Here is a 25,374-nt window from a genome sequence, read left to right on the forward strand (position 1 = left end):
AGGATAAATCATGAAATTATTTTCTTTCTTCCTACTATTTACAACAACGCTATTGCAAGCAGAGCCATATATACCAAACGACCAAGATGTAATAGCAAGTTCAAGAAGTCCTTTACCTGCCACATTAACAAAATACGAATTGGCAACGTTATTTGAGCAGAATCAATGGGCTGGTAAAACAGAATCAAACCAAGGCCTGTTAAAAAATTACTTATCAGAAAAAATTCGCGAAACTGATGACCCTGATATCCACTACTATTATGCACGCCTGCTGCAACGCGAGCACAAGTTCGAACTTGCTTTGGCGGTACTGAATGATTTATTGAAAAACGACCCTAGCCATGTGAATTCAATTTTACTAAAAGCAAATATTCTTAAAGTACAAGGCCAATTTGCAGCAGCAAATTCAAGTTGTTTATCGCTGATGGGTAAAGCCAGTATTGAGACAATTTCAACCTGCTCACTTGATGTTAAAAGCCAAATGGGTGATTTGGCAAAAAGCTATGAAGGCTTAAAAAAAATTATCAAAGAACGAAACATAAGCATGAATACACGCCATGTTCTTGCAGAAATGGCTTATCGATTAAACATGCCAGAGCAAACCTTACAGTATTTAAATGAAGTTGACTTAGCCAAAGCACCTGTCAGCTTAGTTGTGTTGTGGGCAAATGCGCAATTAGCACTTGGTAATAACGAAAAAGTGCTCGTGACACTTTCAAAACTTACAGCAGATGAAAGCAACCTAGAAGATGCTTTATTACTTCGCTTGGCACAAGCAGAACTAAATAAAGAAGACAGCCAATCAAGTAAGTGGCAAACACTGCTGAAAAAGCGAGTAACACTACGAGAATTGAGACAAGACACCTACCATGCCAGTGACCTAGCTTGGTATTATTTAATGATAAATCATGATCCTACAAAAGCCACTTATTGGGCAAACGTTAACTGGCAGCATGCTAAGTTAGAGAGCGATAAACGCCTGCTCGAATTAGCGACCAAGAACAACTAGGAAATTACAATGAAACAGTCACTTTTAATTGCTTTAATGCTTTTTGTTTGTAGCTTTACGTTAAAAGCGCACCAATTAAGTACAGCCTATTTGAATCTCGAAGCTGATTCGACCGAGCAGTTAAAGCTATCGGGCTCTTGGCAGGTTGCCGTTGGTGATTTAGAACAAAAAATCCCCTTTGATTTAAACAAAGATAACGTGATTACATGGCAAGAAATTAAAACCAAACAATCGGCAATTACCTCTTATCTAAGTAATCATTTTTCTACAGTGCAATCTGCAGCGCCTTGCTTGTTATCTTACAATGGAGAATTAAAAGTAGACTCTCACTTTAATCAATCATACATTGATGTCCCTGTTCAGATAATTTGCCCAAGCGCGTCTGCCGCAATTACCTTAAAATACACCGCGCTATTTGATATAGACTCAAATCATAAAGCGATTGCAGCTGTTGCTAATTCAAGCAGAGTGTTTAGTCAGAACAAACAATCGCAAGTCGTTAATTTCAATAAATCGAGTTACAGTGACACATTCATCGAATATGTCTATCAGGGCGTGTTACATATTTGGATGGGTGTCGACCATATTTTATTCCTTGTGGCTCTATTATTAACATGCGTTCTCGTTAGAAATGATAAACGTTGGCAAGGGATTAATTCTAAAAAGAAAATAGCCGTGGATACAGCGTGGATCATCACCGCTTTTACACTCGCCCACTCAATCACATTGACAGCTACTGCATTGGAACTGGTATCACCTAATAGTCGTTGGGTTGAACTGGGAATAGCAATTTCAGTGCTATTTGCAGCGCTTAATAATATTTGGCCACTAATTGTTCGCTTAGGATGGGTAACCTTTGCATTTGGTCTTTTGCATGGAATGGGCTTTGCCAGCGTACTCGGTGAGCTTGGCTTATCTTCTAATTACCAATTGATGAGCATACTTGCATTTAATCTAGGTGTAGAGCTAGGTCAACTTGCAATTTTAGCTGTTTGCTTACCGTTACTTATTGCTATGCGAAATTATGATTGGTACAAAAAATGGGTCATGCCAGTAGGGTCAGTTGCGATTGCTCTTATCGCGTTACAGTGGTCAATAGAACGATTTTAAAAATAGAGGCGTATCGCGCCTCTATTTGATATTACTCAAAAGGGACTAACAAAGTCTTCATGGCGGGTTTTAGTGCCTTCATTATTTGCTCAGTATCAAGGGAAGGATTAAGCATCTTTCTGAGCAATAACCCGCCCATTACTGAAAACATCACTTCAATACGGGCATTTACCTCAGACAGCTCTGTGTCTTGCAAAGGGCCTCTTTCGCCGATTAGTAACTCACGCATAGAATCACGAGCATGGGTATCGGACTCTCTCAGTAAATTAGCCACTTTTTCATTGCGCGCAGCTTCAGCTAACATTTCTAAATCAAGCGCACCTTGGTTTAAATCAGTATGGCGTTCAACCCCTCGCTCTAGGCCATCGAGTAGCACCGTAACACGGTCACCAGGTTTGTTAGCAAACTCTTTAAAGATAGAGAACATCTCTTCCATGTCGCGCTCGACAATAGATTCAATGATAGCTTCTTTACTCGCAAAGTAATTGTAGATATGGCCAGCACTCATACCCGCTGTTTTAGAAATTTCAGCCATACCCGCACCATGGTAACCTTTGCGTCGGAAACAATCAGCAGCCGCACAAAGCACTTGATTCCGTCTGGCCTCAGCAAGCGCAGGGTCGTTGTGTCTTTTGGTTTTTTGCGTCATTTTGTCTCCGAGGTAATGTGACGAGGGTTAACTATAACTTAAATAAGGTTTACATGATCTTAATCATTGCTTTGTGGTAAAACAACTAAGATCATGCAAGTCCTTAAATAAATTATGCAATTGATAGTTTATTGAGCAACCTGTTGGGCACTCCAGCCACCACCGAGGGCTTTGTAAAGGTTAATTTGGCTCGCAAGATACGCTTGCTTACCTAAAATTAACTGCTGCCCTGCACTATACCAATTACGTTGTGCATCCAGCACTTGCAAATAACTATCTGCACCTTTTTGGAAGCGTGCATCCGACAAGGTAAAAGACACCTCATTGCTACGATAAAGATCATTTAAAGCATCAAGCTGTTGTTTATAACCTTGACGGTCTGCAAGTGCATCAGACACTTCTTTAAACGCCTGCTGGATGGTTTGCTCATAACTTGTTAACGCAGCTTCTTGCTGTGCTTTAGCCACATCTAAGTTAGCCTGATTACGTCCCATATTAAAAATAGGTAAGTTAATCGAAGGTACAAAGCTCCATGTGCCTGAGCCTGAATCAAACAAATTATCAAGATCAGCAGAAGCTGTTCCAGCATTGGCTGTTAAACTAATACTTGGATAAAAAGCCGCTTTCGCAACACCAATATTTGCATTAGCAGCAAGTAGGTCATGCTCAGCAGCTCTTATATCAGGACGCTGTGTTAATAACTCAGACGGTAAACCAACAGGCACCTCAGGCATGTTAAGCACTGTATCAATACTTTGCGTAGGTAATAAATCGGCACTCACCGTTTTACCCACTAAAAAGTCTAAGGCATTTTTATCACGCTTAAGTAAGCGTTGATAATTTGCAATATCCACCTTTGCTGTTGCTACTGTGCTTTCTAACTGAGATAGGGTTAACTGTGAGGCAGCACCCAATGCGAAGGTCTTTCGCGTTAACTCTAATGACTCTTGTTGTGATTTAAGCGTATCGTTAGCAAGCGCAAGTAACGCTTTATCGGTTGCGTAGTTAAGCCATGCATTAACCAATTCAGATATCAAGCTGATGCGAACACTGGTCAAGCTATACTCTGCTGAGTATAAGTTTTGCAGTGCCTGCTCAGACTGATTACGTACTTTCCCCCACAGGTCAATCTCGTAAGCCGTTAAGCCAACCGTTGCAGAGTATTGCTCTGTGATTGTCGCTTGCCCTGTGTTAGATAAATCTGCTGGTAAACGCTGACGTGTGCCTGATGCATTTAAATCGATACTTGGATACAAATTTGAATCCTCGATTTGATACATAGCTCTCACCTGCTGCACATTGAGTGCAGCAGTTTGAATGTCTTTGTTATTCTCAAGCGTGAGTTGAATTAACTGTTGTAATTGTTCATCACTAAAGAAGGTTTGCCAATGCAGCGCGTTTATATCGCCTTCACTACCCTCTACATCATAGTTTTGCGCAACGGGTAATTCACGTTGTTCAAGGTCTGGCGCCATATTACAAGCAGAGAGTAACAAAGCTGCCACAGAAACAGAAACGAGTTTAAGGGTCATTATACTTGCTCCTCATTTGTCGCTTTATGCTTACCAGGGAAGATACGACGTACTAATACAAAGAATAACGGCACAAACAACACCACAATACTTGATGAAGCAAGCGTACCGCCGATAACCGCAATACCTAGTGCATTTTGAGCACCCGAGCCTGCACTTGAGGCTATTGCAAGAGGTAATACACCACATACAAACGCCATTGAAGTCATAAAGATCGGGCGTAAACGTAGACGAATAGCTGCCACAGCCGCATCAACTAACTTCATTCCTTCATCCATTTTATGAATAGCAAATTCAACAATAAGAATGGCATTTTTGGATGCTAAACCTATGGTGGTTAATAGACCTACCTGTAAATAAATATCATTCGATAAATTAAATACAAATGACGCAACTCCTGCACCAAATACACCCAATGGTACAATTAACATTACAGCAGCAGGCACAGACCAGCTTTCGTATAATGCGGCAAGACACAGGAATACAACTAATAATGAAAGCGCATACAATAATGGAGCTTGACCGCCGCTTAGGCGCTCTTCATAAGAAATGCCGGTCCATTCAAAGGCAACACCTGGCGGTAATTTCTTAACAATTTTTTCTACTTCAATCATTGCTTGACCAGTACTATAACCCGGCGCAGCTGCACCTTGGATTTCCATAGCTGAAAAACCATTATAACGTTCTAGTCGTGGTGAGCCATACGTCCAGAATGAACGTGCAAATGCTGTAAATGGCACCATATCACCTGCTGAGTTACGCACATACCATTCATCTAAATCTTCTGGAACCATACGTGATTCAGGGATACCTTGCAGATACACTTTCTTAACGCGTCCACGGTCAATGAAGTCATTTACATAACTACTACCCCAAGCGGTTGATAGCGTGTTATTTATATCAGCCTGTGTTAAACCTAGTGCCTCAGCTTTAGCCAAATCAATATCAAGTTCAAGCTCTGGCTTATCTTCTTGACCATTTGGACGTACACCTGAAAGCACAGGGTTTTGAGCCGCCATACCAAGGAACATATTGCGCGCTTCAAGTAACTTGTCATGCCCCAAGCCAACACGATCTTGTAGGAATAAAGTAAAACCATTTGCCGTGCCTAGTTCAACAACAGCGGGAGGTGGAAAAGCAAATACAAAAGCTTCTTTAATAGTTGAGAAAAAGCCCATTGCTTTACCAGCTACTGCACCAACAGATAGATCGTCACGTTGACGTTCATCCCAATGCTTTAAGCCAACGAAGCCAATTGCAGCATTTTGCCCAGAACCTGCAAAACTGAAGCCTGTTACTGTGAAGATAGAGCGAACAGCTTCAGATTGGTCTTCTAAAAAGTGACGCTCCATCTTTTCGACAACTTTTAACGTTTGTTCTGTTGTTGAACCTGCAGGTAAGCTCACTTGGTTAAATAAAATCCCTTGGTCTTCATCTGGCAAGAAAGCAGATGGCAATTGCGAGAAAATAAATACCATGCCACCAACAATCAAACCATAACAAAGTAAGTAACGTTTGCTGTGCTTAATCATGCGTGACACGAAGCTTTGCGCACCATTATTGGTTTTATCGAATCCTCGGTTAAACCCTAAGAAGAAGCGGCCAAAAAGTGATTTATCATTATGGACATGGCTAGGCTTTAACATAGTTGCACATAAAGCAGGTGTTAAAATTAACGCCACCAATACCGATAAACTCATTGCTGTTACAAGGGTGATCGAGAATTGACGATAAATAACGCCTGTAGAGCCCGCAAAGAATGCCATCGGAACGAACACCGCTGAGAGCACCATAGCAATACCGACAAGCGCACCTTTAATCTCGTCCATCGATTTACGTGTTGCTTCCAGTGGAGATAAGTTCTCTTCGGTCATTACACGTTCCACGTTCTCAACAACAACGATGGCATCATCAACAAGCAAACCGATTGCCAGTACCATTGCAAACATGGTTAATGTGTTAATTGAATAACCAAACACCTGCAAAATCGCAAAGGTTCCCAGTAATACAACAGGCACCGCTATGGTTGGAATAAGTGTGGCTCTAAAATTCTGCAAGAATAAGTACATTACTAAGAATACCAATACAACGGCTTCAATTAATGTACTGACTACTTTTTCAATTGATAATGATACGAATGGCGTCGTGTCGTAAGGAACAACAGTTGTTAGCCCTTCAGGAAAAAATGGCTCAAGCTCAGCAAGTGCTGCTTTTACACCATCGGCAGTATCAAGTGCATTTGCACCGCTGGCAAGTTTAACACCTAAACCAGAGGCTGGTTTACCGTTAAAGCGCGCAACAACGCCATAGTTTTCGCCACCAAGTTCCACTTCTGCCACATCGCTTAAGCGAACAACTGAACCATCTGCATTCGTTTTTACAAAGATATTTCTGAATTGCTCTGGTGTTTGTAAGCGGCTTTGTGCAGTTACTGTGGCATTCAATTGCTGCCCATCAACTGCAGGCAGCGCACCGAGCTGACCAGCGGAAACCTGCGCGTTTTGAGCACTAATCGCAGCGCTGATATCCGCTGGTGTTAGTGCGTATTTTTGCAGTTTTGATGGGTCTAACCAAATTCGCATGGCATATTGTGAACCAAAAAGCTGAACTTCACCAACGCCGTTCACACGGGAAATAATATCAAGTACATTCGATGAAACATAATCACCGATATCAATATTATTCATGCTGCCATCTTCGGATACAAAGCCCACTACCATTAAAAAGTTTCTAGCAGACTTAGCAACAGAGACACCTTGACGCTGCACCTCTTGCGGAAGTAATGGTGTTGCAAGTGACAACTTATTTTGTACTTGAACTTGCGCTATATCAGGGTCCGTATCAGCACTAAAAGTCAATGTTAATGTCGCTGAACCATTCGATTCTGAGGTAGACGACATATATAACAAGCCATCAAGACCCTTCATCTTTTGTTCAATAACCTGGGTAACCGTATCTTCTAATGTACGGGCCGACGCACCTGGGTAATTGGCTTGAATACTGATTGCTGGTGGCGCAATTGATGGATACTGTGCAACCGGCAAACTTCTAATTGCTAGAATACCTGCCAGCATCACTACAATGGCAAGTACCCAAGCAAATATGGGCCGATCAATAAAAAATCGTGACATTAAGTTTCTCCGTTACTGGCTATTTGCAACTGACTCAGCAGGCATAGGATTAACAGGTGCACCAGGTCTAATTTTCTGAAGACCTTCAACAATCAGCTTATCGCCGCTTTGTAGTCCCTCAGTCACTAACCAGTTAGCACCGACTGTACGGTCTGTTTTTAAAATACGAGGCTCAACTTTGTTATCTTTACTTACCACCATCGCAGTTGGCTCACCTTTAGTATTACGGCTTACACCACGTTGTGGAGCTAGGATAGCGTCGTTCTTAACGCCTTCAACAACAACAGCACGTACATACATTCCCGGTAATAACAATTTTTCAGGATTAGGAAATTCAGCACGAAGAGTGACAGAGCCTGTGCTTGGGTCAACAGTCACTTCAGAGAACTTAAGTGTCCCTTTATGAGCATAAGTGGTGCCGTCTTCCATTTTTAGCTCAACTTTAGAATGCTGTGCGGCATCTTTATCAAGCTGACCTGTTGCAATTGCTTTTTTAAGACGGGTTAATTCACTGCTTGATTGCGTTAAATCCACAAAAATAGGATCAAGTTGTGTAATTGTCGCTAATGCCGTTGCTTGATTCGCACTGACAAGTGCACCCGCTGTAACATCTGACTTACCAATTTGACCGCTAATAGGTGCTAACACTTTGCTGTAGTTCAAATTAATCTCTGCAGTTTTTAATTGTGCTTGAGCTGTCAACAAATCTGCTTTAGCGCCTTTGTATGCCGCATCAGCTTCATCATAATCTTGTTGACTCACTGCTTTAATATTTAACAGTTCTTTATAACGCTCTGATTTAGCTTTTGCATTTGCAATACTTGCTTCTGCTTTTGTGATTGCCGCTTTACTTGTTGCTACTTGCGCTTCAAACGTCGATGGGTCAATTTGATAAAGAGCTTGGCCTTTTTCAACCTCAGCACCTTCAACAAATAAACGCGATTGTATAATGCCGTTCACTTGCGGTCTTATTTCAGCGATACGAGACGCTGATACGCGACCAGGAAGTTCTTTTGTAAGTGTAAGTGGTTTGCTTTGCATCTCAATTACACCAACAGGAACCGCTTGAGCTGCCTGAGTCTGCCCTTGAGCCTGTTCTGATTGGCCGCAGCCTGATAAAAAAACAGCACCAGCAAGAGCTGACACTGCAAAAAATGGAATGCGAGAGCGCTGCATGTTTAAATCCTTAGTTTAGAGTGAACGATCATTCTAAACTAAAAAGCACGCAGATCAAGCGTCTTTAAACTAATTTACATTAAATAAAAAGCTTGCCTTGGAGCATGTTTTTTGTGCAATAAATAATTACTATTCGCAGATTTGCGGTGATAACTGATAATTTTGATTATAAAATCGTTTTAAAACTATCAGTTAGGGCCGTTGACTAATAGCCTAAGCAAATGCCCATTGCACGAGCACTTGTAATTAACGAATGTTCTGAAGGGATAAAACGATATTCTGAAGTTGCTTCTTTTAAACTGATCGGTTTAATTTCACCGTCTTTACTAACAGGGATAAAACCAAATCGCCCCTGCTTAACTAGCTCGAATGCCTGCACACCAAATTCTGCTGCTAACACCCTATCAAACGCATTAGGTGTACCGCCGCGTTGAATATGACCTAACACGGTTACTCTGACATCAAGGTCAAGCGCAACTCGTATTTGTGAGGCAAGCTCCTCTGCAATACCACCAAGCACTGGGTTTTCGTAGCCTAATTCATTTGATTGTTTACTAACAACACCACCAGCAACAGGTTTAGCTCCTTCTGAAATGACAATATTGGCGAACCCATGGCCTTTATCAAAACGTGATGCTAGTTTGGCTTTTATCACCTCAATATCATAGGGAATTTCTGGGATAAGCGCCACTTCTGCACCAGCAGCAATAGCTGAATGCAAACAAATCCAACCGGCATCGCGACCCATTACTTCGGTAATAATCACTCGGTTATGGCTTTGCGCTGTTGGTATTAAGCGGTCTATCGCTTCTGTAGCGGTGTCGACGGCAGTCTGAAAACCGATCGTATAATCAGTACCATATAAATCATTATCAATGGTTTTTGGTACGCCTACGATATTTAAACCATGTTCAAACAAGTGCTGAGAGACTTTATGAGAACCGTCACCACCAATATTGATAACCGCATCAAAACCAAGCTCTGCTAGCTTCTCAATTAACTCCTTAGAACGGTCAACTAGTAGGTGTTTACCATCAACATTTATAGGAAAGGCAATGGGGTTGCCCTTGTTCACCGTTTCCAATATTGTTCCACCACGAACATGAATGCCTGCAATCAGCTCATTTGTAAGGTGGACAATGTCGTTCGGTGTTTCTAATACCCCGCAGTAGGCTCTTCGGCTACCATATACTTGCCAGTTACCATCATGTTCAGCGGCTTTGACAACCGCTCGGATCACCCCATTGAGACCAGGGCAATCCCCTCCACTTGTTAATAGCAGTAATTTTTTCATACATTTTCCACTGACGCTAAAGCACTTTTTACAGGTTAGCTTATATTAGTAAGAAAAGCGTATGACCTAAATCAACTCAATAACAAAATCTATACAGCCATTAAGTTAAAAAACTAAAAGGTCTTAATAGAAAATGCTAGGTTGCTTACAGCACACCCTGTTTGTGAGTTATTAAGACGATGATACTCTGTATTTTTATTTGCATTAAGAGCAAGTAAAAACTCGTCTTGTTGCGCTACTGCTTGTTTTTCTTGTGTTAAGCAAATAGCTTGCAATAAAGAACGCAATTTTTCAGCTTCAAAAATATTTCCAAATCGCTGCATGGGTAGTGGTGGAATTTTGATTGTAGGTAGCGCCTTATCTGTCGAACTTTTTGATAAAGTAAAATCATTATCCTTAACCTCGATGACAGCCCCCGTTGGCCAATAGTCTATTAGACCTTTATTTTCACCCTCTGACTGTATATGCGTTACACCACTTTGACCAATAACGGTCATTAAGCGAGTATCAGTAGAGTGGATCATAACAAGAGCAGTTGCTTCATCAATTCCAAAGCCATTTCGCTGGCCTGTTGCATTTAAAATGCTCATTAGCCTAGGCATACGATTATTTTCACTAAATTGACTATCAACAGGGCCGTAATTGAATGTTCCGAGTCCGCCAATAGATGAGTAAATAAGTCCACCTGTTGCTTGCTCGTTCACACAACCCATACATGCTTGCTCTATGGGCTTGTCTCTCAGTGAAGTAATACCGCCACCACTAATTATGCTAGGCACAGAACCGAATGTATTCTGGCCACCTGCTTGCAATAAACTACTGACTCCAGTTGACATAATCACTGGACGAGATTGCAAATCATCAAACCAAGGCAGTTTATTGCCTTTGTTATCAAACAAAACTTGTTGCAGGTTTGTTTGCTGTTCATCGTTAAAGATCACAGCCGTTGCCGACTGAATTTTTTCCCGCACAGTTTTTATACCAGCGTCACACATAGCTTGTTCAGCTAATACCCTATCTGCGTAGACTTGTTCACGGTTATAAACATGCATTGTTGCTTGGCGAAAATTTTTTAAATCAGCACATTGATTATGTGTAATAGCAAACGCTGAGGCTGGTGTTAACGCAAGCCACTCTGTTTTGATTCCTTTATTTTCAAAAAGCGACTCGTAAAAATCTGCTGAAGCATATGGGTCACGATCTGCTGCTGTTATAACAAGCACTGTCGGTGTTTGACTCGAGACTTTTATACTTGCTCCAACAAAGTCAACAATATCTGAGTTCGCCTGTTCTAGGTTAAGGTCATTAAAAACCTGCTCTTTTAGTCTATTCCCATTAGAATCGAGAACAGCTACTTCGAGCATATCCAACATAAAGTTAAACTCATGGCTGCTAAGTTGACTCAAGCTTTCATTGTCAATATCACGCCACGCCCATAACAAAGCTGACTTTGTCACTGTCTCTGAATGACTTTTAGCCAACTTGCTGAGTACCTGAATTACTCGTTTACGGTGTGATTCGTTGTTACTCGGCCATGCGTTTTCTAATTCTGTTAAAGCACGCTCAGTGATCTTAAATTGAGCAGCTTGTTTACCTTGTAGCTCGTTTTGATTTGTACAGTGATGAGTTTTGGCACTACTACATACGTTAAGAGCACCACCAACCATTACTAAGGTTTGATTTTTTGATGATTGCGCAAAACTTGAAATCGATAATATTGATAAACAGGCTATAAATGTGGTCAGAAAAATACGAGACAAGGTTTTAAAAAGAAACATAAAAAATCTTTTAGTATTAAAGGAGCTAAACCGCAGTATACAGATTTTTCATTATACTTAAAATAATGACGAAGGCGCTTACGCGCCTTCACTTTCAGTCACTCGTGAAACAATTAACTGTTCGATTTTCACGCCCTCAACATCAACTATTTCAAACTTGTATCCGGCAAAATTGATAAATTCTGCCCGCTTAGGTAAACGTTTCATGGTGTAGATCAAAAATCCTGCGACAGTTTCATAATGAGATTGCTCAGGAAACTCTTCAATCTCAAGAACCTTAGCGAGTTCAACTACGGGTGTAAGGCCATCCACCAGCCAAGAGGAGTTATCACGTTTAATAATCAGCTCTTCACCTTGGTGAGTGATCAAGTCGCCCATAAACCCTTTCATTAAATCTTTAACAGTGACAATCCCCACCATTAGCGCATACTCATTTACTACAACCGCAAATGGTTCTGCTGCTTTTTTAAAGGTATTGAGTGCTTCTGACAGGCTCAAGGTTTCTGGTAAGTAGAAGACATCACGAGTAATTAGTTCGCTGTCAATTTCAGCGTTTTGCCCTTTGAGCACTTTACGAAGGATATCTTTAGACTCAACAGTGCCAATTAATTTATCTAAACTACCGTCACAGACTAAAAAGTGATTATGTGGATGCTCAATAATTTTTGTAGCAACCTCTTGTGCATCTGCTCTAACATCAAAATAAACAATCTGATCCCTCGGTGTCATCACACTGGATAAAAAGCGCGCTTCTAAATCAAACACATTACCAATCAATTGATATTCTTGCTGCTGAAGACTGCCATATTCAGCACCCGCTTCCATCATCGCAACAATATCTTCGGTAGTAACAATATCCTCACGTTCAGCAGGCACCTTAAAGGCACGCAAGATAACATTCGTTGTACCATTAAAAAACATAACAAACGGCGTTAAAGCAAATGTGACCCAACGCATAATTGACACAACTCTGACAGCGACAGCTTCAGGCATAATCATCGCTAAACGTTTTGGTAATAAATCAGCAAATAAAATAAATAAAGAAGTAATACTTAAAAACGAAATCAAAAAACTAATTTGACTAAGCAAAGGACCTTGGTAAATCATCACAAGGACTTGCTCAATATAAGGTGACAATGCCTGCTCACCGACAATACCACCAAGAATTGCAATCGCGTTCAAAGAAATTTGAATCATTGCAAAAAATGCCCCTGGGTTTTCCTGTAAAGCGAGAACCGCTTGGGCTTTGTTATTCCCTTCATCAACCATGACTCGTAATTTAATTTTCCGTGAAGCTGCAATTGCAATTTCGCTCATCGCAAATAATGCACTTATGAAAATTAAGAAAACAATAACGAGCAGATCACTCATTTTAAAACTCCTAAAAAAACAGGCGCATTGAACTTTTCAATGCATAATACTTTTTGCACGTTTTGGCGCTGAGTAACCTGATTAAACTGGCCTACATTGAAAATGTTTAACACTAGAAAATCGGTTATTTGGGTTTGCGAAATTGTTCAAAAAGCAGCTGATTATAGCTAGTTTACTATAATCAACAAGCCTATTTTGCTTGGTTCGATGAAAAGGCGTTAGTTAATTTTTCTAAGGTGGTGCTTTCAAGATTTTTATTACAAGCAAAGTACAAATCTTGATAATCGGTAGGAATTTTATAAATAGCTTTTAGCAATGAAAGGGTTTTATCTTTTTTAAGCTCATAATTGAATTGTTCATCGCTAAGCACAACCATATCAATGCTAGAGCGGCGGCTTTTGAGAACATCATAAATATTCTCAAAGCTATCTAGCAAAATAAGCTGATTTTGTTCATTAAAACCGCGTTCAGACAAATATACGTGGCTGTAGTTGTCTTTTAAGACTGCTATTCGGTATTTTTTTGCTTGCTCTAGGTTTTCAATTTTAACCTGTTGTGACTTAAAACTATAAAAAGAAGCTGTGAAATTACCTAGCTTTGCAACCCAGCTAAACTTATCTTCTCTGCTTGGTAATCTAGCAATGGAGAATATACACGTTTTTTCATCTCGTAAGGCGGCATTATATGATATGGGCCATGCATTTACTGATAACGTATACTCAACACCACTTTTCTTTAAAGCGTTAGTTACTTCTTCAACCACAGTCCCTACAAGAACACCTTGCGCATTCTGATATTGAAAACTAGGAAGATTTTCTGTCACAACGGTGATTGCTGCAAAGCAAGGTTGCAACAACATAGCAAGTGATAGAACAATAGGTTTAAGCATAAATTGACTATACCAAAAATTTATAATTATTTTTTATATAAATATAGTCTGAAGTGTAAGATTTGGAAATAAAATTTGAAGTACCCAATGATAGGTGAAAGGCAAACTACGCCTTTCACCTAAACCCGTTACTTATTTATGGCGTTAATTAAGAAAGCTGAAATCTTTGCCCCTTCACGAAGCGTCGTCTCAGAACTTGTTTGGCCAATTAAAGAGCTATCTGTGAATGGCGCTATTTCCATCATATCCGCCCCCGTGATCGGAAACTCATCAGCAATAGCAACTAAGATATCAAGTGCATGCTGCGGCGTTAGTCCGCCGGCTTCAGGCGTGCCGGTGGCTGAGGCAAAGCTTTCATCTAATGCGTCAATATCAAAGCTAACATACAGCTCATCAATGTTATCGGCTTTAAGTTGTGCAATTACTTCATCAGCGACGGCTTGCGCGCCGCGTTCTAAGATTTCATGTGCCCAATGCTGTTTAACACCAAACGTTGATTCCCAATGCTCTTTCGGTTTACCACTCGAACGAATACCAAACTGAATTAAATTACGCGGTGAAGGTAAATACTCAAGAATATGCGTACACCATGAGCCAAAACATAAATCAATACCTAAACGCTCAACTAATAAGTCTGTATGAGCATCAAAGTGAATGATTGCAGTGCGTTTGCCTGCATCACGTTTTGCCTTTAAATATGCTTTTGTTAGCGGGTAACTAATTGAATGATCACCGCCAATACCGAAAATTCCTTTGTCTGGGTAGTTAGCGTAAAAACCATCACACACATCTTCTGTAATCGACAAAGGTGATACGTGGTATTCACTGTTTTCGTCTGCGTACAGCGCCTTTTGACAGTTAGTGATTGTCGCATCGTTTAAATATTTATCGTGTAGTAAATGAGGGATCACACGAACATCACCTAAATCAAAGGCGCGTGCTTGTGGCTGTTGGTCAATTAAGGTTGAACGTAAGAATAACGGGCCCCAGTTAGCGCCTCGTAAAATACCACCACCACAATCAGAGCTAATACCTAAAATTACCGCTTTGTGCTCAGAATCAGCCAGTGTTTCAAGTGACTCCTTCCAAAGCACATCAACGTTATCAGTTTGCCCATAAAGCTTTGTACGTAATGCATCTTTTCGTTCCTTTGCCGTATTAACGGTAAAAACACCATCACCCGGTGGACATAAACACTGGCTTAATTTTTCATGGAACGCTTTTTGTGTGTTACTCATTTTCACTCCGCTGGTAAGTATCTGCATATTCATGCGTAATTTAAAAAATTACGCTCTCCTCTACTTTTGATTATGTTCAACTCAATCAAAGGTAAAAGAAAATAAAACTTGAAAAAACAAACAATTGATATAATTGAAGTTCTTTTTCAAAACAGAAGGGTTTTGCTGGCTTATCTCGAGCATAAGCACCTTGCTTTTGGCAGATATAACATGGGGAATTTTAAAGTCAAACTTTGCAGCAACCCTTTAAGTTGCTGCGTTAAATTAATATTCAATCAGAGTGAATACTCATTATTCGTAGCCTCTTGGCTTCTTAGTTTTGATAACGGCTATGTATGCATGCCAGCTGGCATAACTAAGTAATGGCATGATTACAATAAAGCCAGCTGTGCCTGTAATAAAACCGACAAACACTAAACACAAAATTAATGCAGCCCAGACAATCATGGCGCCTACATTGTTTTTTACTGCATTAATAGAAGAAATAACCGCAGTCATGATATCTACACGACGCTCCATCATTATTTGAGGCGCGAATGCTGAAATGGCGAAAACAGTGACTAGGAGTATTCCACCGACAATACTACCCAACGTTAAAAAAGCAGATAACTGTTCAAAGCTTGGATTAACTACATTAGGGTATAAAGCATGAATAAGCGCTGCCAATCGCATCCACACTATCATGATCACCATGAGTAAAACGGCAAACCCCCACTCCCCAGCGGGGTTTCTGAACATTGACTTTAAGCTGTGCAGTAGTGTTGGTTTATGGCCTTTTTCTAGCTCCCACGCAACGTCATACAGCCCAGCAGCAAATGCAGGTCCAACTAATGCAAAACCAACTACGGCAGGTAAAATAACCAAATGCGTGTCGAACCTGTATACAAAAAACATTATCGCGGCAGGTATCAGGGTAAAAACTAACCCATAGACTAAACTGAGTATCGGTGCATTTGCGATGTCTTTAAACGCCAACGCCAACCAGTGAAAGGGGGCCATCGTAGAAATTTGAGTGCTTTGTAAACAACGAGCAAATTGTTGATGTTTACTCATAGAAGATGAAGCAGGCATAGTATATCCTCATTTATCATTATCTATTAAGGTTTAGGTTATCTGCTCGATTCTTGCAACAATCGCATTGCAGGACATCTGTCCTGTACATTCACGGCAGATATATAAAGTATTACGCTTTAGCTAAAAATAAGGTTCAAAAATGGAAAAGGTATTTCACTTAGGACTAACACGTGACGACTTAAAAGGTGCAACTCTTGCAATTGTGCCTGGGGATCCAGATCGTTCTGCACGTATTTCTTCTCTTTTAGATGATCCTGAATGTCTTGCAAAAACCCGTGAGTTTCATGTCTACCGTGGTGTCTTAAATGGTCACAATATAGTTGTGTGTTCTACTGGTATTGGTGGTCCATCTACATCGATAGCCGTTGAAGAACTAGCACAACTTGGTATTAATACCTTTTTACGAATTGGTACCACTGGCGCTATTCAACCGCATATAAATGAAGGTGATATTCTAATTAGCCAAGCATCTGTTCGTTTAGATGGCGCAAGCCAACATTTTGCTCCACTTAGCTACCCAGCTGCATCAGACTTTTTTGCAACACAAGCAATGGTCAATGCCTGTAATGAGTTAGGTATTCAATTTCACATTGGCATTACTGCGTCTAGTGACACCTTTTACCCAGGACAAGAACGCTATGATACCCATTCGGGTTATGTGCCTCGCGCTTTTCAAGGTAGTTGTGAAGAATGGCAAAAACTGGGTGTAATGAACTATGAAATGGAATCAGCGACCTTATTCACTATGTGTGCTGCTTTAGGATTACGTGCAGCCTGTGTAGCTGGGGTGCTTGTTAACCGTACTAAGCAAGAAATTCCTAATGTAGACCACGGCGAGATTGAAAGAAAATCAGTCGCCGTAGTGATTGAAGCTGCAAAACAATTACTCGGATAAAGCAGCAATAATGTGTTCAAATGCTGGTGAGAAATCAAAACTCGCCAGCACGCTTTTAGTCACCTCTAATTGATTCTCTGCACCTTGTGTTTCGAGCAAGCTAATCGACTCTACATTTTCGCCAGTAAACGCGACTCCAGCCAAATAAAGTTGGCTTAATGCACTTTGTAAAGGTGAAAGGCTTGGGCTATATGCTGCATTCTCTGCATAGCCGCCATAAAAATCTCCATGCTGATAGGTAGCGATCTTCACGGCACTGTAATTGCCTGTATAAGGCACATAAGAATTTAATGCGGTGATAACTAATTTTTGCTCAATGCTATCTACATCAACAAAGCTAAGTGATTGACTGCTGTTAGATAATAAGCTGACCTTGTTACCTAAATCTTTTGGACCAAATGCATTGGGGAGTAGCTCGCGTAGTGTAAAATCACGCTCTGGAAGATGAATGTCCAGTGTGTCTGCGGTGTTTAGTTCATTCATAAATTGGCGGCAATAACCACACGGAGCGTCACTTATCGCTATTTTTACTATACTTGACGCACCATTTAACCACGCATTATTTATCGCCGATTGTTCTGCATGAACAACCAAACTGAGCGCTTGATGGGAAAACTCGACGTTTGCGCCAAAATAAAATTGCCTGTCACCTTGTTCTGTTATTCCAAGGGCAACTGCGCCTACATAAAATTTAGAGATAGGTGCAACAGAAAATAGGCTAGCGACTGGCACGCATGCTTTTAAAAGCTCTAATTCGGTAACTTGGTGCTCATTGCAAAGCTGGATTATGTCACTGTGGGATAAAATACCGCGCTTAGTTTTAAGTTCAGTGAAAAGTGTATCTTGTTGTTGTTCAGAAAAGCTAAATGGCGCTTGTTTTTGCTCTGTTTGACTATGTTTTCTATTACTTGCTGTCATAACAAATTATATTTATTAATTGGCTATACAGTGTAAAAGGTTACATCATGAAATACTAGGTTTTCATCGTCATTATAAAACTAAAACAAGCCTCATATATCAGTAATTAAAGTCAATTTATTGCGCGACCAACCAAGTTTTGGCCTTTTGAAAACACTCAAAGTTTTCAGCATGTAAGTTATAACGCTTCGCCTTTTGAACAAACAAATCATGCATGAAACCATCAAAACTTACCACGATTGCTACACATGCTTTTTTTAATGAATGAGCAATTACTGGCATAATATTGAATAACTCAGCAGGAGCAAAGTTATGAGTTAACTCTGACACATCAACTAAAATTTTATCTGAGCCATATAATAACGAGTATTGATGCGCTATTTGGTAAAAATTAATCACATCCTGTGCACTTGCAGTCCCTCTTAACGTCATCATTACTAATGACGTCGTTGTATCATAAGTGATACAAGTAGACACGTTCGACATAAACTAACTCGGGAAAAAGACTATATAAAAGCTTAAGCGATGGGGGGCAAAAGCCGAGCCATTCTAGTGCGATCTTCTAACGAGTCAATAGTCTAAGCCCAAATAGGTCTGACCAGATATAAAAACCATACTTTATAGCTATCTAGTGTTAGGCCATTTGTAACGGCTTTTAACAGTTAACTTACTTTTACAATAACTAAGGATTTTCCCAGATAAGAATAAGCTTTTTCAGATAACGCTCAGTTTAAATACAATTTAAAGTACTCACCTCAAATTATGCTGTGCATCGACTATCCTCGCCTGATGCTTTGGTTTTTACTGTTAACCGGAATAATACGTTATGAGTGCTCGTATCTTCTTTTTTATAAGCCTACTCTTTTTTGCTGGCTTAAATACAGTGGAAGCTGAAACTATTTCTAATGCTGAATTTGATAAACTCCGCGAGTCAATTCGACAAAGCTATGCTCGCTCCCCTATAGAAGGTCTTGAACGTGTAAACTTTTTGCTCGATAGCCAATCTTTCTCGCTTGAACAAAGCATCATGGTTACTAATTACAAAGCTTGGTTTTTACTAGAGGTTGATGAATTAGAACAGGCAATGAAAACCATTGTTGAATATAAAAGTATGGTTGCACACTCAGAAGAAAAAAGCTTGATGTATGGGTACTTCAATATATCAGGCGGTATTTATGCGCGATTAGGGCTATACAATGAGGCATTAAATTACTATCGAGATGCCATGCCATTTGCTAAATCAAGAGATGAACGCCTTGTTTATCAAACAGAAAACAATATTGCGCTTATTTACCTTAAATTAGAGCGCTTTTCTGAAGCCTTGGTTACCTTCGAAAATTATAAAGACTATGCCAAAAAAAATAACCAACATTTAAATGAGTCTTTTGCATCAACCAATATAGCATTAGCTCTGATCGGACTTAACAAGTACGATGAGGCATTAAAAATATTAGATCAAGCAATTGCCTTACAAGAGCAGCATAATTTCACAAACCATTTAGCCACAAGTTTAGTATTAAGAGGAAAAGCACTCCGTTTAAGTAACCGTTTAGCTGACTCAGAAGCGGTGCAAATTCAAGCCTTAAAGATTATCAACGAGAAAGATATTGATAGCGAGTACATGAATGCAATTTTGTGCTTAGCAACGACCTATGATGCTCAAAACAATGTTAAAAAGGCAATAGAAATACTCACCTCTGTTGGTTTAAAAAATAATAAATATGTAGATTTCACTACCCAGCTAGATATTGCTAAATTTTCTTCACACTTATACGAAAAGCAAGGGAACTTTGAAAGCGCCCTATCTGCTTTTAAACAATATAATGAAATTAAAACCGCAGTGTTAACCCGACAAGCTAGCGTAAATATTGCAAAAGCATTAGCCGAGGCTGACTTAGCTGCAAAAGAAATACGAATTGCAGAACTCACCAAAGCAGAACAAATAAAAGCAACCAAAGCAAAGGCTTTTAAAGAACTGACAATTGCTATATCGATATGCTTAGTTGTTATTTTGTTTGGCTCATTCGCCGCAATTCATAGCATTGATAATAAAAATAAAAAGTTAGCCAATGCACTCAAACAACTCCATGATACCCAAAAGCACTTAATCGAAATTGAAAAAATAGCGTCTCTTACGGCTTTGGTTTCAGGTATGGCGCACCAATTAAATACGCCTATCGGCACAATTGTCACTGCCAGCTCTTTAATTGATGAATATTTGCTATCAATCTCAGAAAAGTTCAAGGCTCAGCAGCTTACCAGTAAGTGTTTTCACCAATTCATTACTCACACAGCCAGTGCAAAAGAATTGGTCATAAGTAATATTAATCGTCTGGCAAGTATTGTCGAAGAGTTTAAGGCACTCAATGTGTCAATTGCTCTTGATAAACCACCCGTTGAAATTTCATTGCCTGATTATTTGAAGCAACAACTCTCTTTTTTAGATAATTATTTAGGTAAGCAAATCTCATACTCTGTTACAGGTAGCAAAGTATCCATTGTTTCGCACCCCTCTATCATCACAGACGTACTTAAAACCTTGGTAATAAACAGTTATGAACATGGTTTTAAAAATCAGGACAATGGCAGTGTTAATATGCACCTAGTTGAGCATGGAGACTACGTAGATATTGTCTATCAAGATAATGGCGTGGGTATTAAAGATGAGATTTTGTCAGAAATATTTACACCTTTTTACACCACAAACTTAGGTGAGCAACACTTAGGTTTAGGCTTGAATGTGGTATTCAACGCTGTTCAATATAACTTAAAAGGTGAGATATGCGCCGAGTCATGTGAACACGGCGCACGATTTATTATTACTCTGCCTCTAGATATTCGTTTAGTTACAAACAATCAAGAGGCATTTGATTAGCCAGTATTACGCATACCCGCTGCGATGCCTGTCATGGTGATCATCAAGGCATTGTCGATATCACCCTCAGAGCTTTCATCTGCTTCACGTGAACGGCGCAACAACTCAACTTGTAGTAAGTTAAGCGGATCGGTATACGGATTACGAAGCGCAATAGACTCTTTAATCCAAGGTTGATCTGCCAGTAAGCTTTTTTGTGGGCTGAGTGACTGTACAAGTTCAATCGCTTCACTTAACTCTTGGCGAAGTTTTACACCAAGTGGTCGATATTGCTCAGTGACTAATGCATCGTCATAATGTGCACTTAACCAGCTATCAGCTTTACTGAATACCATTTCAAGCATCTCTAAACGAGCACGGAAGAAAGGCCACTGTAAACTCATTTCATGAAGTGTTTCAATCCCATACTTATCAAGCGCAGCCTTAAGCCCTGTTAATGCCCCAAGCCATGCAGGCAGCATCAATCGGTTTTGACTCCAAGCAAATATCCAAGGAATTGCACGTAGGCTTTCCACGCCACCATTAGGATTTCGCTTCGCAGGACGTGAGCCAAGCGGCAATTTCGATAGCTCTTGCTCTGGGGTTGCCATTCTAAAGTAAGGTACAAAGTTTTCATCATGGCGGACAACTGCACGGTAATGCTCACATGACTCATTACTGATAAGCTTCATAACATCACGCCACTCGCTTTTAGGCTCTGGTGGCGGCAATAAGTTACTTTCAAGCACTGCTCCGGCATAAATGTTTAAGCTTTGTAGTGCCACAGCTGGTAAACCAAACTTAAAGCGGATCATCTCCCCTTGCTCAGTTACGCGCAAACCCCCTTTTAAAGAACCCGGCGGTTGTGAACGCAATGCTTGTGCGGCAGGTGCACCACCACGACCAACAGTACCACCGCGACCGTGGAATAAAACAAGCTCAATACCACGTTGTTCAGCTAATTGAACGAGCTTATCCATTGCTTCATATTGTGCCCAGCCTGCGGCCATCATACCGGCATCTTTTGCCGAATCAGAATAACCAATCATAACATTTTGCTGATTTTGAATATGACCACGGTACCAAGTGTTATCCAACAGGCATTCAATTACATCTTTACCTGCATTTAAATCATCAAGCGTTTCAAAAAGTGGGGCAACAGGCAAATTGAACGTACAGCCGCTCTCTTTAAGCAATAATTGCACAGCTAATACATCAGATGCTGTGCGAGCCATTGATATTATATAAAGGCCAAATGTCTGTGAATCCTGAGCAGCAATAACATCAAAGGTATCAAGAACCTCTTTCACTTCTGGGCTTGGTTGCCAATGTTTCGGAATGAGCGGCCTACGAGAGTTAAGCTCTGCAAGTAAGAAGGCTTGCTTGTCATCTTCTTGCCACTGGTGATAATCACCTAAACCTAAATAACGTGTTAATTCAGAAAACACATCACTATGGCGAGATGAGTCTTGGCGAACATCAAGCTTAGCAAGTCGCAGGCCAAAGCTGTTTACGCGGCGTAAAACATCTAATAGCAAACCATCTGCGACAACTTTCATGTTGTTTTTAAGCAATGAGCGATAACAAACATCTATCGGTTGCTTAATTTGTGCTATGTCAGTGATCAAGTCTTGTGCATCAGTACGCTTTTGTTTGATCTTTGCCCCCAAGTGGGCAACCGTTTCAACAATTTGATTTCTTAGGTTTTTAAGAACAGCACGGTAAGGTTCAAATTCTTGTCCTGCAAGTGCTATTAGCTCATCACTGGCTTCTGACATTGATAACTCATTACTGAGTGTTTCAATGTCGCGGGAATATAAATCAAGTGCCATCCAGCGGCCATGATCAAGCACTTGCTGAGTCACTTCGGCAGTTACAAATGGGTTACCATCACGGTCACCGCCCATCCAAGAAGTAAACTCAATGGGGCTATAATCAATAGGTAGCTCTAGATTTAGTTGAGATTTAACATCTTGACTAAACTCGCGTAAAAAACGCGGCACAGCATGCCAAAGGCTATTTTCAATAACTGCGAAACCCCATTTAGCTTCATCAATTGGCGTTGGTCGTGAGCGACGAATATCATCGGTGTGCCATGCTTGGCTTATTAGCTGTTCTATGCGATTTAAAAGCTCATCACGTTCGGTTGGTAAATTATCTTTGCGCTCAAGCGTCGCTAAGCAATCACTTAATTCAACGTGTTTATTGATCATAGTACGACGTGTCACTTCTGTTGGGTGAGCTGTCAGTACAAGGTTTATGTGGAGTTTTGAGAGAGTTTGCGCAAGGTTATTAGGGTCAACCTGCCCTTGTTTTGCCGCTGATGCTAACGCTTTTAATGTTTGAGTGAGAGGGTTTAGTTGGCAAAAACCAACGTCATTAAAGCGCGATACTGTATGAAATTGTTCAGCAACATTAGCAAGATTCAAAAAATGATTAAATGAGCGTGCAACCGGTAATAGTTCTTCATCTGTGAGAGCGTGTAGTACATCGATAAGTGCTTGCCTATCAGCTTCGTTACCACTACGTGACGATTTAGATAAAGCGCGAATCTCTTCTACCTTATCTAAAATGGCTTGACCCTGAGCATCTTTAATAGTTTGACCCAGCATTTGTCCAAGCATACTAACATTACCGCGAAGTGCAGCGTATTGTTCACTCATTCTCATACTCCTTTCTTTAACTAAGTTGAAAGTACTTACTGCACAGTATTTAAGCTTGCAAAAATGCCGCTAAATACTGATCCTTTTTATTAATATCATTGTCAGCGTTAATTTAATAGATCGAATTTTCTAACAAACTCGTAAAAAAGAATAACCAATATCTCAACATAAAAGTGTAATAAATACGCAGCTTGGTTAAGTGTTGCACTTTGCAATACAGTTAATTGGTAAAATGGACTTACCAATTAAAACGGTAAAATCCCCATGTGTTAAGGCATCCTTGATGTGCGCGTGGTCAACTTTTTACCTTTCACTTATTCTGCGCTTTAGCTTTGCCCTATGAGAAAAGGAGCTGCTGTCACTTTCTTATTGGCTGATAGTTTGTACGAAATTTTTTTCAAATATTTTTAAAACAGGTCAAAAATGCAACTATATATTCTTTGTGGAGCAAGTAGTGAGATTGCAAAAGCCTACTTCACAACACTCAATAAACATTTATCGTCATGTCTAATAGTGACAATTAGTCGACAACCTCAACCTTTGATTGATAGCTCAAATATAAAGCACAGCAATAAACACCTTCATTTTGAAACAGATTACAGCGAAGCTAGCTTATCGGCGATAGCAAAAACCCTTACAGAGCAACAGACCCCTTTGAGTGAGTTAGTTATTTTTAATGGGATTTTGCATGATCTAAACAACCAACCGGAACGTAAACTTGAACAAATTTCTGACACGCATTTTATTAATAGTATGCAAACAAACGCGCTACTGCCAATTCGCTGCGTAACGGCCTTTTCTAGATTATTAGATACAAAAACTAAAAGCGTCATCTGTGCACTGAGCGCCCGCGTGGGCAGTATTAACGATAATAATTTAGGGGGTTGGTACAGTTACAGAGCATCAAAGGCCGCATTAAATATGTTATTTAAATCAGCAGCAATTGAGCTTAACCGTCGTTACAAACAAAATCGTTGTGTGCTTTTCCATCCAGGTACAACGGATACACCACTATCAAAGCCTTTTCAGGTAAATGTACCTGATGGAAAGCTCTTTACCCCTGAGTTTGTAGCAGAACAGCTATTTAAATTTCTGTCAGACACTCGCTTTTTAGCTAATTTTGACAACCCTGCTTATTTTGATTGGCAGGGACAACCCATAGATTGGTAATAAGGAACTTCATGCATTTAACAAAACAAGCAATTGCAAACCTTGATAGCCGTTATCGCGCTCATTTAATTAATAGTTTATCAGGGTTCAAAAGTGCTAATTTGATAGGCACTCAAAATTGCCATAATCAAACAAACCTCGCTATCGTCAGCTCAGTATTTCATTTAGGCGCGCATCCTCCGCTAGTGGGAATGATAATCCGCCCTCATTCTGTACCGCGACACACCCTTGAAAATATTCTTTCAACAGGTTGTTACACCATTAATCAGGTTAATAAAGATATTTATCATCAAGCACACCAAACATCTGCACGTTATGATAAAGAAGAATCTGAGTTTGATGCTACAGGGCTAGAAACACAGTATTTGAATGATTTTTTAGCGCCTTTTGTTGCAAACAGTCGGTTAAAATATGCTGTTACCTTAAAAGAACATCACCACCTAGCTATTAACGGAACTGAGCTGATTATAGGTGAAATAACTGACGTACACTTAGATGAAAATTGCCTAGCTGAAGATGGCTTTATTGATATTGAAGCCATCGATACAGTCGCCGTAAGCGGGCTCGATAGTTACCATGTAACTGAACGTTTAGCCCGCTTAGCTTATGCTAAAAAGTAATCA

The 25,374-nt window shown here is 40.1% G+C and carries 19 protein-coding genes; 6 read left to right on the forward strand and 13 right to left on the reverse strand.

Annotation, left to right across the window (positions count from 1 at the left end; translation table 11 throughout):
• Window positions 1–10 precede the first annotated feature (10 nt).
• Window positions 11–1,009, forward strand: a complete 999-nt coding sequence (locus L3V38_RS06795) for a hypothetical protein (RefSeq protein ID WP_237118855.1) — start codon at window positions 11–13, stop codon at window positions 1,007–1,009.
• 9 nt (window positions 1,010–1,018) lie between these two features.
• Window positions 1,019–2,119 carry a HupE/UreJ family protein gene (locus L3V38_RS06800; protein ID WP_237118856.1) on the forward strand — a complete coding sequence of 367 codons (1,101 nt, stop codon included), beginning with the start codon at window positions 1,019–1,021 and terminating at the stop codon, window positions 2,117–2,119.
• A 31-nt stretch (window positions 2,120–2,150) separates the two neighbouring features.
• Here L3V38_RS06800 and L3V38_RS06805 read toward each other — a convergent pair whose 3' ends face one another.
• From L3V38_RS06805 to L3V38_RS06850, 10 genes are all read right to left on the reverse strand, one after another.
• Window positions 2,151–2,768, reverse strand: coding sequence for a TetR/AcrR family transcriptional regulator (locus tag L3V38_RS06805; RefSeq protein ID WP_237118857.1), 618 nt, complete (start codon window positions 2,766–2,768; stop codon window positions 2,151–2,153).
• Window positions 2,769–2,896: 128 nt separating this feature from the next.
• Window positions 2,897–4,300, reverse strand: a complete 1,404-nt coding sequence (locus L3V38_RS06810; protein WP_237118858.1) for an efflux transporter outer membrane subunit — start codon at window positions 4,298–4,300, stop codon at window positions 2,897–2,899.
• Window positions 4,300–7,431 (reverse strand): efflux RND transporter permease subunit, encoded by a 3,132-nt coding sequence (locus tag L3V38_RS06815; protein ID WP_062567935.1) that lies wholly within the window; start codon window positions 7,429–7,431, stop codon window positions 4,300–4,302. The genes L3V38_RS06810 and L3V38_RS06815 overlap by 1 nt, the downstream gene beginning before the upstream one ends.
• A 12-nt stretch (window positions 7,432–7,443) precedes the next feature.
• Window positions 7,444–8,607, reverse strand: a complete 1,164-nt coding sequence (locus L3V38_RS06820) for an efflux RND transporter periplasmic adaptor subunit (protein WP_130152108.1) — start codon at window positions 8,605–8,607, stop codon at window positions 7,444–7,446.
• A gap of 205 nt (window positions 8,608–8,812) precedes the next feature.
• A complete protein-coding gene (locus tag L3V38_RS06825) occupies window positions 8,813–9,901 on the reverse strand; it encodes an ATP-dependent 6-phosphofructokinase (RefSeq protein ID WP_237118859.1) in 1,089 nt (362 codons plus the stop codon).
• Between the two features lie 113 nt (window positions 9,902–10,014).
• Entirely contained in the window at window positions 10,015–11,679 is a 1,665-nt protein-coding gene (locus L3V38_RS06830; protein WP_237118860.1) for a cyanophycinase, read from the reverse strand.
• A 78-nt stretch (window positions 11,680–11,757) separates the two neighbouring features.
• Window positions 11,758–13,050: a hemolysin family protein gene (locus tag L3V38_RS06835; protein ID WP_237118861.1), complete on the reverse strand. Its 1,293-nt coding sequence runs from the start codon at window positions 13,048–13,050 to the stop codon at window positions 11,758–11,760.
• 190 nt (window positions 13,051–13,240) lie between these two features.
• Window positions 13,241–13,939, reverse strand: coding sequence for a transporter substrate-binding domain-containing protein (locus L3V38_RS06840; protein ID WP_237118862.1), 699 nt, complete (start codon window positions 13,937–13,939; stop codon window positions 13,241–13,243).
• Window positions 13,940–14,067: 128 nt separating this feature from the next.
• Entirely contained in the window at window positions 14,068–15,177 is a 1,110-nt protein-coding gene (locus tag L3V38_RS06845) for an arginase family protein (protein ID WP_237118863.1), read from the reverse strand.
• 291 nt (window positions 15,178–15,468) lie between these two features.
• The gene (locus L3V38_RS06850; protein ID WP_237118864.1) at window positions 15,469–16,248 is read right to left on the reverse strand and encodes a DUF2189 domain-containing protein; all 780 of its coding nucleotides are present in this window, start codon (window positions 16,246–16,248) and stop codon (window positions 15,469–15,471) included.
• Window positions 16,249–16,390: 142 nt separating this feature from the next.
• Between L3V38_RS06850 and udp the strand changes: the two genes are divergently transcribed.
• The gene (udp, locus tag L3V38_RS06855) at window positions 16,391–17,146 is read left to right on the forward strand and encodes a uridine phosphorylase (protein WP_062567943.1); all 756 of its coding nucleotides are present in this window, start codon (window positions 16,391–16,393) and stop codon (window positions 17,144–17,146) included.
• On the opposite strand, the gene cdd is transcribed toward udp, so the two are convergent.
• Window positions 17,135–18,064, reverse strand: a complete 930-nt coding sequence (gene cdd, locus L3V38_RS06860; RefSeq protein ID WP_237118865.1) for a cytidine deaminase — start codon at window positions 18,062–18,064, stop codon at window positions 17,135–17,137. The two genes, udp and cdd, sit on opposite strands and share 12 nt — an antisense overlap.
• Before the next feature lie 117 nt (window positions 18,065–18,181).
• Entirely contained in the window at window positions 18,182–18,550 is a 369-nt protein-coding gene (locus L3V38_RS06865; RefSeq protein ID WP_237115598.1) for a hypothetical protein, read from the reverse strand.
• A gap of 340 nt (window positions 18,551–18,890) precedes the next feature.
• Between L3V38_RS06865 and L3V38_RS06870 the strand changes: the two genes are divergently transcribed.
• Window positions 18,891–20,939: a tetratricopeptide repeat-containing sensor histidine kinase gene (locus L3V38_RS06870; RefSeq protein WP_237118866.1), complete on the forward strand. Its 2,049-nt coding sequence runs from the start codon at window positions 18,891–18,893 to the stop codon at window positions 20,937–20,939.
• Here the strand turns inward: L3V38_RS06870 and ppc are convergent.
• On the reverse strand, window positions 20,936–23,581 hold the full coding sequence (gene ppc, locus L3V38_RS06875; protein ID WP_130152118.1) for a phosphoenolpyruvate carboxylase: 2,646 nt from the start codon (window positions 23,579–23,581) through the stop codon (window positions 20,936–20,938). The genes L3V38_RS06870 and ppc overlap by 4 nt on opposite strands.
• 423 nt (window positions 23,582–24,004) lie before the next feature.
• Here ppc and L3V38_RS06880 point away from each other — a divergent pair, with 423 nt between their 5' ends.
• Complete coding sequence (locus L3V38_RS06880; protein ID WP_237118867.1) at window positions 24,005–24,751, forward strand: SDR family NAD(P)-dependent oxidoreductase; 747 nt, start codon at window positions 24,005–24,007, stop codon at window positions 24,749–24,751.
• Between the two features lie 11 nt (window positions 24,752–24,762).
• Window positions 24,763–25,371, forward strand: a complete 609-nt coding sequence (locus L3V38_RS06885; RefSeq protein WP_237118868.1) for a flavin reductase — start codon at window positions 24,763–24,765, stop codon at window positions 25,369–25,371.
• The last annotated feature ends 3 nt before the right edge of the window (window positions 25,372–25,374 follow it).

It is taken from the genome of Pseudoalteromonas sp. L1, from assembly GCF_021728095.1.
Classification (GTDB): Bacteria; Pseudomonadota; Gammaproteobacteria; order Enterobacterales; family Alteromonadaceae; genus Pseudoalteromonas.

Bases quoted from the DNA above. Each gene is read 5' to 3' on its own strand.
- L3V38_RS06795 (WP_237118855.1), top strand. From the start codon at position 11: ATGAAATTATTTTCTTTCTTCCTACTATTTACAACAACGCTATTGCAA.
- L3V38_RS06800 (WP_237118856.1), top strand. From the start codon at position 1,019: ATGAAACAGTCACTTTTAATTGCTTTAATGCTTTTTGTTTGTAGCTTT.
- L3V38_RS06805 (WP_237118857.1), bottom strand. From the start codon at position 2,768: ATGACGCAAAAAACCAAAAGACACAACGACCCTGCGCTTGCTGAGGCC.
- L3V38_RS06810 (WP_237118858.1), bottom strand. From the start codon at position 4,300: ATGACCCTTAAACTCGTTTCTGTTTCTGTGGCAGCTTTGTTACTCTCT.
- L3V38_RS06815 (WP_062567935.1), bottom strand. From the start codon at position 7,431: ATGTCACGATTTTTTATTGATCGGCCCATATTTGCTTGGGTACTTGCC.
- L3V38_RS06820 (WP_130152108.1), bottom strand. From the start codon at position 8,607: ATGCAGCGCTCTCGCATTCCATTTTTTGCAGTGTCAGCTCTTGCTGGT.
- L3V38_RS06825 (WP_237118859.1), bottom strand. From the start codon at position 9,901: ATGAAAAAATTACTGCTATTAACAAGTGGAGGGGATTGCCCTGGTCTC.
- L3V38_RS06830 (WP_237118860.1), bottom strand. From the start codon at position 11,679: ATGTTTCTTTTTAAAACCTTGTCTCGTATTTTTCTGACCACATTTATA.
- L3V38_RS06835 (WP_237118861.1), bottom strand. From the start codon at position 13,050: ATGAGTGATCTGCTCGTTATTGTTTTCTTAATTTTCATAAGTGCATTA.
- L3V38_RS06840 (WP_237118862.1), bottom strand. From the start codon at position 13,939: ATGCTTAAACCTATTGTTCTATCACTTGCTATGTTGTTGCAACCTTGC.
- L3V38_RS06845 (WP_237118863.1), bottom strand. From the start codon at position 15,177: ATGAGTAACACACAAAAAGCGTTCCATGAAAAATTAAGCCAGTGTTTA.
- L3V38_RS06850 (WP_237118864.1), bottom strand. From the start codon at position 16,248: ATGCCTGCTTCATCTTCTATGAGTAAACATCAACAATTTGCTCGTTGT.
- udp (WP_062567943.1), top strand. From the start codon at position 16,391: ATGGAAAAGGTATTTCACTTAGGACTAACACGTGACGACTTAAAAGGT.
- cdd (WP_237118865.1), bottom strand. From the start codon at position 18,064: ATGACAGCAAGTAATAGAAAACATAGTCAAACAGAGCAAAAACAAGCG.
- L3V38_RS06865 (WP_237115598.1), bottom strand. From the start codon at position 18,550: ATGTCGAACGTGTCTACTTGTATCACTTATGATACAACGACGTCATTA.
- L3V38_RS06870 (WP_237118866.1), top strand. From the start codon at position 18,891: ATGAGTGCTCGTATCTTCTTTTTTATAAGCCTACTCTTTTTTGCTGGC.
- ppc (WP_130152118.1), bottom strand. From the start codon at position 23,581: ATGAGTGAACAATACGCTGCACTTCGCGGTAATGTTAGTATGCTTGGA.
- L3V38_RS06880 (WP_237118867.1), top strand. From the start codon at position 24,005: ATGCAACTATATATTCTTTGTGGAGCAAGTAGTGAGATTGCAAAAGCC.
- L3V38_RS06885 (WP_237118868.1), top strand. From the start codon at position 24,763: ATGCATTTAACAAAACAAGCAATTGCAAACCTTGATAGCCGTTATCGC.